Source organism: Robertkochia sediminum (assembly GCF_016786255.1).
Taxonomy (GTDB): Bacteria; Bacteroidota; Bacteroidia; order Flavobacteriales; family Flavobacteriaceae; genus Robertkochia; species Robertkochia sediminum.
Genome location: NZ_JADMKT010000080.1, coordinates 55,711 through 69,552, shown reverse-complemented (window position 1 = coordinate 69,552; position 13,842 = coordinate 55,711). Strand labels below are relative to the sequence as shown.

Genomic DNA, 13,842 nt, shown 5'->3' with positions numbered 1-13,842 from the left:
TTAATAGCACCCATGAAAGTTAAGACCATCTTAGTTTCCCAGCCCGAACCTAAAGTAGAGAATTCACCCTACTCGAGACTCGTTGAAAAACAAAAAATTAAAGTAGATTTCAGGCCTTTCATTCATGTTGAAGGTGTAGATGCCAAAGAGGTAAGACAACAAAAGATCGACCTGAAAGACTTTACTGCTATTATACTTACCAGTAGAAATGCGGTAGATCACTTTTTCAGAATTGCAGAAGAAATGCGATTCAAAGTGCCGGACACAATGAAGTATTTCTGCCAGTCTGAAGCTGTAGCCTACTACCTTCAAAAATATGTAGTATACCGTAAGCGTAAGATCTATGTTGGTAAGCGTACTTTCCAGGAGCTTGCGCCCATGATCAAGAAATACAAGGATGAAAAATTCCTTCTACCTTCTTCAGACATCCTTAAGCCTATCGTACCCGATACGCTTGACGAGTTAAAGGTAAACTGGCAACGTGCTATTCTTTTCAAGACCGTGATCAGTGACCTGTCTGATCTTTCTGATGTAACGTACGACATCCTGGTATTCTTCAGCCCTTCAGGAATTGAGTCACTTTTAAAGAACTTCCCTGATTTCAAACAGAACAATACAAGGATCGCTGTGTTCGGAAACACCACGCAAAAGGCAGCTGCAGAAGCAGGACTCCGCATTGATATCGAAGCGCCAACACCGGATTCACCTTCTATGACCATGGCACTGGAACGCTATATCGAGAAGAACAACAAGAAATAATTTTAGTTTTCTAAATAAAAAAACCTCCGGAGATCCCGGAGGTTTTTTTTCATTAACACTTTAGATAACCTGATCAAACCAGGGGGCCTCCTGCTTTGATCTCGTCATTAGCATATTCTTCAAACTTCTTGAAATTCTCTTTGAAGGCATCTGCCAGCTGTTGCGCTTTGGCGTAATACCCTTCATCATTATTCCATGTTTGTCTTGAGCTCAACACTTCGGTCGGCACTCCTGGACATGTTCGTGGCTGGGCCACTCCGAACACAGAATGTATATGATAATCTTCATGGTTAATGGTCTCTCCGAGCTCACCGTTCATGGCGGCAGTGATCATGGCTCGGGTGTATTTAAGCGCCATTCGCTTACCTACCCCATAAGGCCCGCCGGTCCACCCGGTATTGATCAACCATACATTAACACCGGCCTCTTTCATCTTAGCACTCAGCATTTCTGCATATTTGGTAGGATGTAACGGCATAAAAGGCGCTCCGAAACAAGCAGAAAAAGATGGTACCGGCTCATCGATCCCAGCCTCGGTACCCGCCACCTTAGCGGTATACCCGCTTATAAAGTGATATGCAGCCTGCCCGGGAGTCAGCTTCGAAATAGGAGGCAGTACTCCAAAGGCATCGGCAGTAAGGAAAAAGATATTCTTTGGGTTCTTACCTATAGATGGTTTTTGGATATTATCGATATGATCAATCGGGTAGCTCACCCTGGTATTTTGGGTGATACTGGTGTCGGCAAAATCGACCTCACCTTGATCGTTCATGATCACATTCTCAAGGATCGCTCCTTTCTTAATAGCGCCAAATATCTCCGGCTCACTTTCTGCACTGAGATTGATCACCTTAGCATAGCAGCCACCTTCAAAATTGAATACCGTATTCTCACTGGTCCATCCGTGCTCGTCGTCCCCGATAAGTTTTCTGTTCGGATCGGCCGAGAGCGTTGTTTTTCCTGTTCCTGAGAGTCCGAAGAAAATAGCGGTATCGCCATCGTTCCCTATATTGGCACTACAATGCATAGGAAGGGTGTTCTTGAAAACAGGAAGCTCGAAATTAAGCGCCGAAAAGATCCCTTTCTTGATCTCGCCGGTATATCCGGTTCCTCCGATAAGAGCCACCTTACGGGTAAAGTTGAGGATCGCAAAGTTATGCTGACGCGTACCATCAACCTCAGGATCGGCCATAAAACCGGGCGCATTGATCACGGTCCATTCTTCTTCAAAACCTTTAAGCTCTTCAGCTTCAGGACGAATGAACATATTGTAAGCGAACAAATTACTCCATGGATACTCATTGATCACACGAATGTTGGTCTTATAGTTCTCATCGGCACAGGCATAACAGTCGCGCACATAGACTTCCTTATCGTCAAGATAGGCAACGACCTTGTCGTATAAGGCATCAAATTTATCTGCTTCGAACGGCTTGTTGATATTTCCCCACCACACTTTATCGGCAGTGATCTCATCGCGAACAATGAAACGATCTTTGGGGGAACGTCCGGTAAACTCTCCGGTATTAACAGCGAGAGCCCCCGAAGAGGCCTCTCTGCCCATATTCTTTTCCAGCGTGATCTTGTGCAGTGTTTCAGGATCTAATTGGTAATGCACCTTGGCATTATTGATCCCATACTTTTTTAAAGAAATTGAATTCGTAACCAGGGCTTTGTCAACCATAGTACTAGTAGTTTATTGGATTAAAGATGGGTCAAAATTAGGAAATAACTCCCGTACTACAACGTTTGAGCGTGTTATTTTTTCCAACTAAAAAACTGATAAATGAGCACACCCCACGCTGCGATAAGCAGTGTGCCGCCAATGGGCGTCACAAAGCCTATCTTCTTAAAATCGAAGGCGGTCATACTATTGGTCGCCAGCAAATAAATTGAACCCGAAAACATAAGCACCCCGGTAAGCACCAGATAAAATACTGCCGTTTTGGCCTGAACAGAAAGGTGAGGTAAATGCGCCACAGCTATAAGCAACAGGGCGTGATACATTTGATATTTAACCCCGGTCTCAAAGGTCTTAATGGCCTGAGCATCTACCAGATTCTTAAGTCCGTGTGCCCCGAAAGCCCCCAGTATTACTGCTAGGGCTCCGAAAATAGCCCCTGTGATCAATAATGTTCTTGTCATAATTAACTAGCTTGAAATTGTTATAGAATTAACATTTTAATACATTCGTGTTAAATTAACCGACACACCATGAACAAGATCCTCATCTTTGGCGCCGGAAAATCGACGTCATACCTTATACCTTACCTACTTGAAAAAGGCGCAGCTCACGATCTGCAACTCACCATAGCCGACATCAATCTTGAAAACGCCCAAAAGGCATGTATGGACAGTGAGCGGTGTCAGGCTGTAAAGTTAGATATTTTTGCAGAGGAAGAGCGCGGGAAGGCCATAGCAAGTCACGACCTCGTGATCTCTATGCTCCCTGCAAGACTTCATATTAATATTGCCCGCGATTGCCTGAAATACGAAAAGCATATGGTTACCGCCTCCTATGTGAGTGCCGAAATGGAAGCCCTGCACGAAGAAGCCCAGGAAAAAGGATTGTTATTTCTCAATGAGATCGGCGTAGATCCGGGGATCGACCATATGAGTGCCATGCAGGTAATAGACCAAATACGCAGCAAGGGCGGGAAGATGCTCCTCTTTGAATCGTTTACCGGCGGACTCGTAGCTCCGGAGAGCGACAACAACCTGTGGAACTACAAGTTTACCTGGAATCCGAGAAACGTAGTGGTTGCCGGACAAGGTGGGGTTGCCAAATTTATTCAGGAAGGCAAATACAAATACATTCCCTACAACAAACTCTTTCGCCGTACCGAATTCATGGAAATTGAAGGCTATGGCTGGTTTGAGGGATACGCCAACAGGGATTCCTTAAAATACAGGGACGCCTACGGACTCCAGGATGCGCTCACCCTTTATCGCGGCACCATGCGCCGGGTTGGATATTCACGTGCCTGGAATATGTTCGTGCAATTAGGCATGACTGACGACAGCTTTACCCTGGAAGGCTCTGAAGATATGACCTACCGGGAATTTGTAAATGCTTTCCTGCCATACTCCCCTACCGATTCTATTGAACTAAAGCTACGCCATTACCTGAAGATCGATCAGGATGATATTATGTGGCAGAAGCTCGTGGACCTCGACCTTTTCAGCAACACAAAGACCATAGGTATAATGGATGCCACTCCGGCCCAGGCCCTCCAAAAGATCCTGGAGGAAAAATGGACCCTGGACCCGGAAGACAAAGATATGATCGTGATGTACCACAAGTTCGGATACGAGATCAACGGGGTGAAAAAACAACTGGATAGCCATATGGTGGTCATCGGAAAAGACCAGAGGTATACAGCCATGTCTAAAACAGTAGGCCTGCCTGTGGGTATTGCTACCCTGCAGATCCTGAAAGGCAACTTTAAACTCACCGGGGTAAGGATCCCTATTTACAAAGAGATCTACGACCCTGTAATGAAGGAACTAAAAGAGTACGATATCGAATTCAGCGAATTCGAAGTCCCCTACCTGGGTTACAATCCGGATAATGTAGCCGGGTAACATTGTACAAGCCGACGTATTTTCGGAGTTTTCATTTCATATTGTCTGCTTTTCTGTAATTTTATTGAAAATCAGAAAGCACCATGAAATCCAACCAGGAACGTATTACCATAGACGGGATCGACAAAGAGATCCTCAGACACCTTATGGAAGATGCCCGGAAGCCTATACTTGAGATCGGAAGAAAATTGGGGATCTCAGGCGCCGCAGTCCACCAACGCCTGCGCAAGCTTGAATCTTCCGGACTCATTACGGGATCTAAGTTCGTTATCAATCCGAAGGTTCTGGGCTATAGCACGATGGCATTTATTGGCATCTACCTGGACAAGGCCATGCGAAATCCTGAAGCCGTAAAACAGCTTCGGGAGATCCCCGAAGTTCTCGAATGCCATTATACTACAGGGAACTGGTCGATACTGATCAAACTTCTGTGCCGGGACAACGAACACCTCATGCAACTGCTGAATACCCAAATACAGGCCATTGAAGGGGTAAGCCGGACCGAAACCTTTATATCGCTCAACCAACAGATCGACCGACAGATCGGGTTATAACAAAAAAAGCCCGGTGATCCGGGCTATTCTTTGTTATTTCAAAAGGGCTTAATCTCTTCCTCCGAAAACCTGCATAGCGAAATACAGCAGGGTTGCCAGTGAACCAACAGCGGCTACCACATAGGTTCGGGCAGCCCATTTAAGGGAATCTTCAGCACCCTGAAGCTCGTTGTGCGTTACCATATTGCGATTCTTGAGCCAGGCAAGGGCACGGTTACTCGCATCGTATTCCACAGGCAGGGTCACAAAGCTAAACAGGGTCCCCAAGGCATACATAGCCAACCCGATCACTGCGATGGTATACCCAAACGAAGTAGAAGCCGCAAGTACCAGTCCGCCGAAGATCACCCAAACCGACATTCCTGAAGCCACACTAACCACAGGTACGAGTTTGGAACGAAATTGCAGCCACTCATATCCTTTGGCGTGTTGCACGGCATGTCCGCATTCGTGGGCAGCAACTGCCGCAGCAGCAGCGTTACGCTGGCTGTATACACCTTCACTGAGGTTTACAGTTTTCTTTGCAGGGTTATAATGGTCGGTAAGCATTCCCGGTGTCGAGATCACTTTCACATCGGTGATCCCGTGATCGTGTAGCATCTGCCTTGCGATCTCTGCTCCACTCATTCCGTTTTGCAAATGCACTTTGGAGTAGTGTCTGAACTTATTCTTCAGGGTAGAACTTACCACCATACTCACCAACCCGATCAATCCGATCAATATCCAATAGCTCATATCTTTTACATTTTAAGCTTAAATTTACCAAAACCTAAGCAAATATCCCGCCAAAAAATACTTCAGGACGCTTTGACAGCATCAGGCCTTGATAGCGCCATCCTGCCACCCAAAAGCCTCACTTATACCTTCATAGACCAGTTCTCCCCCAACGACATTGAGTCCTTTGGCTAATCCGGCATCGGCTTCACAGGCTTTCTCCCAACCCATATTTGCCAAACGAAGCACATAAGGCAGGGTAACATTAGTAAGGGCTACGGTAGACGTATAAGGCACGGCACCTGGCATATTCGCCACGCAATAGTGCACGACATCGTCTATAATAAAGGTAGGATCTTCATGGGTGGTTGGCCTTGAAGTCTCCACACATCCTCCCTGATCTACGGCCACATCTACAATGACCGCGCCGGGGTGCATATCTTTGAGCATATCTTTTGTGATCAGGCTGGGCGCCTTCCCCCCGCGTATCAACACCCCTCCCACTACCAGATCGTGGGTACGTATGTGTTTACGTATATTGTATTCGTTCGAATATTCAGTAACCACATGGGGCGGCATGATATCGTTCACATAGCGCAGACGGTCCATACTAATGTCCATGATGGTTACATGAGCTCCAAGACCTGCAGCCATCTTGGCCGCCTGTATACCTACCACACCGGCACCAAGCACAAGCACCTTTCCGGGAGCCACTCCGGGAACACCCCCAAGGAGCACCCCTCTTCCCTTAATGGGCTTCTCAAGGTATTTAGCCCCTTGCTGGATGGCCATCCTTCCGGCTACCTCAGACATGGGCGTAAGCAAAGGCAGATCGCCCTTGCGATCTTCTACAGTCTCGTAAGCGATACAAACCGCCTTACTCTTCAACATGGCCAGCGTAAGCGGTTCGCTGGAAGCAAAATGGAAGTAGGTGAACACTACCTGCCCTTCTTGAACCAGGTCGTATTCCCGGGCAATAGGCTCCTTTACTTTCACGATCATTTCGGCCTGGCTGTATACCGATTCGATCGTTGGCGCGATCGTCGCACCTACCTTTTGGTAATCGGCATCGAAGAATCCGCTGCCTTCTCCGGCAGTTGACTGCACGACTACCGTATGGCCGTGTTTTACCAGTTCGTAAACGCCGGAAGGGGTCATCCCTACCCGACTTTCATTGTTCTTAATTTCTTTGGGAACACCAATGATCATGACGGAAGCTTTTAGAGATTATCCTTAAAAATGCTTCAATCCGGCGGAATAAAAAATAATTATCGACTAAAGGCTGTAGAATTATGAGCTTAACAAAAAAGACCCCCTAAAATTAGGGGGTCATTATGCTATTTATCGCGATATCTAATCTTCATCCCCAATATTATGGAGACTAGCACGAGTGTAACCGTATTTGCGAGAGTTACAGAAAGACTCTTTATAAGAATTCCGTAGATAAGCCAGAAGACCACCCCGGTAAAAAAGATCAGATACATGGTCAGGGAGATGTCGTCTACCTTCTTCGTTTTCCAGATCTGCCATACCTGAGGTACGAAAGCAATGGTGGTACACACCGCCGCGATCAACCCAAACACCTCTGAAAAATTAAACTCCATTTACCCTACGATATTAACGATCTTTCCGGGAACAACGATCACCTTCTTAGGCGTTCTTCCTCCCAACTGATCCTGAGTGCGCTCATCGGCCATCACCACCTTCTCGATCTCTTCCTTATTAAGATCCAGGGAAAGCTCCATGGTAAAACGCATCTTCCCGTTAAAAGAGATCGGATACGTCTTGGTACTTTCCACAAGGTATTTCTCTTCGAACACCGGGAATGCTGCATGAGCCACAGAGGTATCGTGTCCCAGCTTATGCCATAGCTCTTCTGCGATGTGTGGTGCATAAGGCGACATCAATACGGCCAGGGGCTCCAGGATAGCTCTGCTGTGACATTTTTGTGCAGTAAGTTCGTTCACACAGATCATAAAGGTCGACACGGAGGTATTAAAAGAGAAATTCTCGATATCTTCTTCGACCTTCTTAATGGTCTTATGCAGTGATTTCAAACTTTCGGCCGATGGTTGCTCATCGGTAACTATGAGTTCTTCTTTCCCGAAATAAAGCTTCCACAGCTTCTTCAGGAAGTTGTGCACTCCGGTAATACCAGCTGTATTCCATGGTTTTGCCTGCTCCAGAGGCCCCAGGAACATCTCGTACATCCTCAGGGTATCGGCACCGTACTCCTGGCAAATATCATCGGGATTCACCACATTGTACTTCGACTTGGACATTTTTTCCACTTCTCTGCCTACCACATATTTACCGTCTTCCATTTCGAATTCGGCATCGGCAAACTCAGGACGCCATAGTTTAAAGGCTTCCACATCGAGCTCATCAGAAGCGTTCACCATACTCACATCGGCATGGATCGCCTGAACAGCTCTGTCACCAACGAGGTTCTTCGATACAAACGTATTGGAGTTCTCCAATCGGTAAACAAAGGCACTGGTTCCCAGGATCATTCCCTGGTTGATCAGTTTTTTCGCGTATTCATCTACAGGAAGATGCCCGAGATCAAAGAGGAATTTCTGCCAGAAACGGCTGTATAGCAAGTGTCCGGTAGCGTGCTCACTTCCTCCTATATACAGATCGACATCTTTCCAGTATGCAAGTGCCTCCTGAGAAGCAAAAGCATCGGCATTCCCTGCATCCATATAACGGTTAAAATACCAGGAGCTACCTGCCCATCCTGGCATGGTATTAAGTTCGAGTGGGAATACCGTTTTATGATCGATAAGACTGTTATCTACCACCGTATTGGCTGTAGTATCCCATGCCCATACAGCGGCATTACCCAGCGGCGGCTCCCCGGTTTCGGTAGGGAGGTATTTCTCTACCTCCGGCAAAGCGATCGGCAGGTGTTCGGGATCGATCATTTTAGGCAGGCCGTTCACGTAGTAAACCGGGAAAGGCTCTCCCCAATAACGCTGTCTCGAAAACACGGCATCGCGCAAGCGGTAATTGATCTTTCCTTCACCCTGCCCCTTCTCTTCAAGGGCGGCGATCACTGCAGCACTAGCCTCTTTATACGGCATACCGCTTATAAAATCAGAATTGGCGATCACTGTGTTCTCCTTATCGGCAAACGCCTCTTCGGTCGTATCCACTCCCTCAAAGATATTAGGGATCGGCAACCCGAAATGTCTTGCAAAATCGTGATCTCTCTGATCTCCGCAAGGTACTGCCATTACCGCACCGGTTCCGTAACCTGCCAGGACGTAATCTCCGATCCACACAGGGATCTCTTCACCCGTGAACGGGTGCAGGGCGTATGCCCCAGTAAACACCCCGGTAATATTCTTTACATCGGCCATACGCTCACGCTCACTGCGCTTGGCAGTAGCAGCGACATAGGCCTCAACAGCTTCGCGTTGTTCGTTAGTAGTGATCTTTTTCACCAGGTCATGCTCAGGGGCCAGGGTCATGAACGACACTCCGAAAATAGTATCAGGCCTGGTCGTAAACACAGAGATCTGACCTTCGTGATCCTTGATATTAAAATGCACCTGGGCCCCTACAGATTTTCCGATCCAGTTACGCTGAATATCCTTAAGAGGCTCCGGCCAGTCGAGTCCTTCCAGTCCCTGAAGCAGGCGCTCAGCAAAGGCAGAGATCCGCATACTCCATTGGGTCATTTTCTTGCGTACTACAGGGTGACCTCCCCGCTCAGAAACGCCATTCACGATCTCATCATTTGCGAGTACCGTACCCAGTGCAGGACACCAGTTCACCTCGGCATCGGCGAGATAGGTAAGGCGGTATTTAAGCAGCATTTGCTCCTGCTCTTCTGCATTCATAGCATTCCACCCTTCTGCTGTGAATCCGGGCGTATCGTCATCACAGGCCGCAACAAGCTCAGCATTACCCTTTGTTTCGAAGATCGCTACAAGTTCGCTTACCGGGCGACTTTTCTCTGCCCCCTTATCGTACCACGAATTAAAAAGCTGGATAAAGATCCATTGCGTCCACTTGTAGAACGACGGATCTGAAGTACGCTCCTCACGGCTCCAGTCAAAAGAGAATCCTATTTGATCCAGCTGCTCCCGGTAACGAGAGATATTGGCCTCGGTAGTAAGTGCAGGGTGCTGACCGGTTTGGATAGCGTATTGCTCTGCCGGCAACCCGAAACTATCATACCCCATAGGGTGCAACACATTAAATCCTTTATGGCGCTTGTAACGGGCGTAGATATCAGAAGCGATATACCCCAGCGGATGCCCCACATGCAATCCTGCCCCGGAGGGATAAGGGAACATGTCAAGCACATAGAATTTTGGCTTGTCTGATTGGTTCTCTGCCTTGAAGGTTTGATTTTCGGCCCAGTACTTTTGCCATTTGGCCTCGATCTCGTTGAAATTGTACTTCATTACTGCTCTTAGTGTATTTCTAAACAGGCGGAATACCCTGTATGTATTGCTTTTATCTAAGGGGCAAAAATACGGTTATTGAAGCAAAGGTAAAAGTAAAATGAGAGTGGAATCCGTCGCGAGCGAATGCTTCGAAAATAAGGGCGAACGAGCGCGGGAAAGCATAAAAAACCTCTTCCGGAAACACTTTACACCCAGAGCGATCTGCCACGGGGTAACCACGATTTCCAAACCGGAAGAGGCTTGTGCGAACTTAATTTAGCAAAACTACAGCGACCAGGCTTTACCGCCGGTGAGCTCATCGAGAGATTCACAACCGGAATAGCTACCGGGAACGGGATCATAAGCCAAAACTTCTTCTCCCACCATCTCACTATTGGTATAGGCAAAAACTGCAAATCCTCTTAACGTTTTGAGGGCGTAGTGGTTTACTGCCTCGGCATCCCCGTCTACCATTTCTCCACGATCCATAGCTTCTTCATAGCTTCTGGCACGGGTAGTGAGATCGCCTGCTTTTTTATGCGCATCGCGTAAATGCGTATTCAAGAATGCGACATAATTTTCTGTGCTCACATCAGAAATAGCTCCGTAGGAAGCTTTAAGATCTTTAACGACCCCGTCAAGCGCCCACTGAAAGAACTTTTGTTCGCGCTCTGATATGCCACTTGCAATATACTTATCTATAAACTCCGGAACATTAACCGCACTGGCCGAGGGTGTATCGGTCGCCGGCAGGATCACATCGGTTATTGCCCGGACCACCGCCCCTTGTTCTGGGGTCAGGTGCTCAGGCACCCAGGTAGCCACCTCCGATTTACAGCTCTGCAGGAGACTGAGCAATCCCGGAGACGCCGCCATAAATCCGGCGGAAAGTCCGATGTTCCTCAATGCTTTTCTTCTATCCATAAATTCCAGGTTTTTAGAGGTTCATTTTTTTCAATTCTTCAACAGCGTGATTAGCCGCTCTTGCGGTAAAGGCCATATAGGTAAGCGAAGGATTCTGACATGCCGAAGAGGTCATGAACGACCCGTCTGTTACATATACATTCTTCACAGCATGCAGCTGGTTGTGCTTATTGAGAACAGAGGTTTTCGGATCCCACCCCATACGGGCGGTTCCCATCTCGTGAATACCGAGGCCCATCCCTCCGATATCATCATAGGTCCTTACATCTTTAAATCCGGCTGCTTCCAGCATTTCAACAGCCTGTAATTTCATATCTTCCCGCATGGCCAGTTCGTTGGGCCCGAAATCGGCATCAAAGGTTACTGTTGGCAAGCCCCATTTATCTTTATTGTTCTTATCGAGATACATGCGGTTTTGATGAACAGGCAGGGTTTCTCCAAATCCGGTAAGTCCCATACGCCATGGTCCCGGCTTCATGATCGCTTCCTTGAATTCCTTACCGAAGGCCAGCTCCTGAACGTGTTCTGTAAGGTTCCCACTGCGACTTCCTCCGCCCTGGTATCCGTATCCGCGAATAAAGTCCTTGCTGTTGGTATCGCCTCCCATATTTCTAAACCGCGGAATATAGATCCCATTGGCTCTTCGTCCTTTGTAATATTTATCTTCGAAACCATCAAAAGTACCTGAAGCACCTACACGAAAGTGGTGATCCATCAGGTTATGCCCTAATTCACCACTGTCGTTCCCCATACCATCGGGAAAGCGATCGGATGTACTCTGCAGTAAGATCGCGGTAGACGCAATGGCAGAGGCACATAAAAAGATCACCTTGGCATAGAACTCCATGGTCTCCCCCGATTCGGCATCTACAATTCGCACCCCTTTGGCTTTTTGGGTCTCTTCGTCGTAGAGCACTTCGTGCACGATAGAATTCGGTCTCATGGTCATATTGCCAGTTGCCTCAGCCACAGGCAGGGTAGATGAATTACTGCTGAAATAGGCTCCGAACGGGCACCCCCGCGAACAGCGGTTGCGATACTGACAAGGTCCTCTTCCGGCCCCCGGCTTGGTTCCTTGAGTAATATGTGCGGTACGACCTATGGTTAAGACCCGGTCTTTGAATTTTTCGGCAATAGAACCCTGTAAATGCCGCTCTACACAATTCAGGTCCATCGGTGGTAAAAACTTTCCGTCGGGCAATTGTTCCAATCCAAGATTCTCACCACTCACCCCGATAAACTCTTCTACGTAATCATACCACGGTTTGAGTTCCTTGTACCGCACCGGCCAGTCTACGGCAATACCATCACGGGCATTTGCCTCGAAATCGACATCCCCCATGCGATAACTCTGGCGACCCCACATAAGCGAACGACCACCAACATGGTACCCTCGCATCCAGTCAAAACGGCGATCTTCATTGTAGGGATGATCAATATCGTCTACAAAAAAATGCTCGGTAGCCATATTTGTGGTATATCCGGTACGACTCTGCTTGTGTTTACGCTCCAAAACCTCCCTCGTAGGCCTTCCGGCATTAGGCAGGTCCCAGGGATCCAGATTCGCAGTAGGATAGTCTTCGATATGCTTGACCATAGGCCCTCGCTCCAATACCAGGGTTTTAAGTCCGTTCTCACAAAGTTCTTTGGCAGCCCAGCCACCAGAAATACCGGTCCCTACAACAATAGCGTCGTACTGTTCTTGCGGGGGATTATAATAGAATTCACTCATAGGTAGCGTTGTCAATTTCGCATTCTTTCAAATATATAAATTAATTTTTTACATTAGAGCAGCGTAAATACTGATAAATTTTCAGTTCTGCGTACTTTATTTTATCGACCCTTTAGAGACCAACATTAATAACACCCTAAATGAACCGAAGACATTTCGTAAAGAACAGCAGCCAGGCCTCTCTGGCATTGGCCCTCTTGGGACTGACTGCATGTAAGAACAACCCTTCAGAGAAAGCAGATCACCCCCCCCCGGCCAAATTACCAGACGCCTCACCCTTTTTTAAGCTCTCACTGGCACAGTGGTCCATTCACCGAATGATCAGAGAAGGCGATCTGAGTCCTTATGATTTTGCCGCAAAAGCCAAAGCCTGGGGATTTGAAGGCCTGGAATACGTCTCTCAGCTCTACACCAATGAGATCAATTCTTTTGACAACGAGATGGACGGGATCAATACGGTCATGGACCGCCTGAAAGCAGAAAGTGCAAAATACGGTCTCACCAACCTGATCATGATGGTCGACCTTCCGGGCGATGAAGGTTCGCTATGCCATCCCGACGAAGCCATAAGGACCGCTGCGATAAAAAACCACCACAAATGGATCGATGCCACTGCCCGCCTGGGATGTCATTCTACACGCATCAACCTGTTCGGAACCAGGGACCGTGACCAATGGAAGGCCTTAGCTACCGAGTCACTTACTGCCTTGTGTGAATACGGAAAAGAACAAGGTGTTAACATCATCGTAGAGAATCACGGATGGCTCTCGTCTGATGCTGCCCTGCTCGCCGAAGTTATGACCGCGGTAAACATGGATAACTGCGGCACCCTGCCCGATTTCGGAAACTTCTGCGTAGAACGCGACGGAGAAGGCAACTGGGGAGGAGATTGCATCAAGGAATACGACCGCTATCAGGGTACCAAAGAACTTATGCCTTTCGCTAAAGGAGTAAGTGCCAAATCTCACAATTTCAATGCAGAAGGAGAAGAAACCGCCACCGACTATAAAAAGATGCTAACGATCGTGAAGGATGCCGGATATACCGGATTCATTGGCGTGGAGTACGAAGGCGACGAACTTTCGGAAGAAGAAGGCATCCTGGCAACAAAGCAACTCCTGCTTGAAACCGCAAAAACACTTTCATAATACGACAACCCCTTACTAAACCAACT

Annotated in this window: 12 protein-coding genes; 4 read left to right on the top strand and 8 right to left on the bottom strand. The window is 47.6% G+C overall.

The window, feature by feature from the left end; all coding sequences use genetic code 11:
- Window positions 1–12 precede the first annotated feature (12 nt).
- On the top strand, window positions 13–759 hold the full coding sequence (locus IS446_RS13590; RefSeq protein WP_203061304.1) for a uroporphyrinogen-III synthase: 747 nt from the start codon (window positions 13–15) through the stop codon (window positions 757–759).
- A 73-nt stretch (window positions 760–832) separates the two neighbouring features.
- On the opposite strand, the gene pckA is transcribed toward IS446_RS13590, so the two are convergent.
- Window positions 833–2,443, bottom strand: coding sequence for a phosphoenolpyruvate carboxykinase (ATP) (pckA, locus tag IS446_RS13585; RefSeq protein WP_203061303.1), 1,611 nt, complete (start codon window positions 2,441–2,443; stop codon window positions 833–835).
- A 74-nt stretch (window positions 2,444–2,517) separates the two neighbouring features.
- The gene (locus IS446_RS13580) at window positions 2,518–2,904 is read right to left on the bottom strand and encodes a DUF423 domain-containing protein (protein WP_203061302.1); all 387 of its coding nucleotides are present in this window, start codon (window positions 2,902–2,904) and stop codon (window positions 2,518–2,520) included.
- A gap of 69 nt (window positions 2,905–2,973) precedes the next feature.
- Here IS446_RS13580 and IS446_RS13575 point away from each other — a divergent pair, with 69 nt between their 5' ends.
- Complete coding sequence (locus IS446_RS13575; protein ID WP_203061301.1) at window positions 2,974–4,344, top strand: saccharopine dehydrogenase family protein; 1,371 nt, start codon at window positions 2,974–2,976, stop codon at window positions 4,342–4,344.
- 83 nt (window positions 4,345–4,427) lie between these two features.
- A complete protein-coding gene (locus IS446_RS13570) occupies window positions 4,428–4,898 on the top strand; it encodes an Lrp/AsnC ligand binding domain-containing protein (RefSeq protein WP_203061300.1) in 471 nt (156 codons plus the stop codon).
- A 48-nt stretch (window positions 4,899–4,946) separates the two neighbouring features.
- On the opposite strand, the gene IS446_RS13565 is transcribed toward IS446_RS13570, so the two are convergent.
- From IS446_RS13565 to IS446_RS13540, 6 genes are all read right to left on the bottom strand, one after another.
- Window positions 4,947–5,633 carry a zinc metallopeptidase gene (locus IS446_RS13565; protein WP_203061299.1) on the bottom strand — a complete coding sequence of 229 codons (687 nt, stop codon included), beginning with the start codon at window positions 5,631–5,633 and terminating at the stop codon, window positions 4,947–4,949.
- 81 nt (window positions 5,634–5,714) lie between these two features.
- Complete coding sequence (gene ald / locus IS446_RS13560; protein ID WP_203061298.1) at window positions 5,715–6,821, bottom strand: alanine dehydrogenase; 1,107 nt, start codon at window positions 6,819–6,821, stop codon at window positions 5,715–5,717.
- 128 nt (window positions 6,822–6,949) lie between these two features.
- Window positions 6,950–7,216, bottom strand: a complete 267-nt coding sequence (locus IS446_RS13555; protein ID WP_203061297.1) for a SemiSWEET family sugar transporter — start codon at window positions 7,214–7,216, stop codon at window positions 6,950–6,952.
- A complete protein-coding gene (gene leuS / locus IS446_RS13550) occupies window positions 7,217–10,030 on the bottom strand; it encodes a leucine--tRNA ligase (RefSeq protein WP_203061296.1) in 2,814 nt (937 codons plus the stop codon).
- A gap of 267 nt (window positions 10,031–10,297) precedes the next feature.
- Window positions 10,298–10,936: a gluconate 2-dehydrogenase subunit 3 family protein gene (locus IS446_RS13545; RefSeq protein WP_203061295.1), complete on the bottom strand. Its 639-nt coding sequence runs from the start codon at window positions 10,934–10,936 to the stop codon at window positions 10,298–10,300.
- Between the two features lie 13 nt (window positions 10,937–10,949).
- The gene (locus IS446_RS13540; protein ID WP_203061294.1) at window positions 10,950–12,668 is read right to left on the bottom strand and encodes a GMC oxidoreductase; all 1,719 of its coding nucleotides are present in this window, start codon (window positions 12,666–12,668) and stop codon (window positions 10,950–10,952) included.
- Window positions 12,669–12,808: 140 nt separating this feature from the next.
- Here IS446_RS13540 and IS446_RS13535 point away from each other — a divergent pair, with 140 nt between their 5' ends.
- Window positions 12,809–13,816, top strand: a complete 1,008-nt coding sequence (locus tag IS446_RS13535; protein ID WP_203061293.1) for a sugar phosphate isomerase/epimerase family protein — start codon at window positions 12,809–12,811, stop codon at window positions 13,814–13,816.
- The last annotated feature ends 26 nt before the right edge of the window (window positions 13,817–13,842 follow it).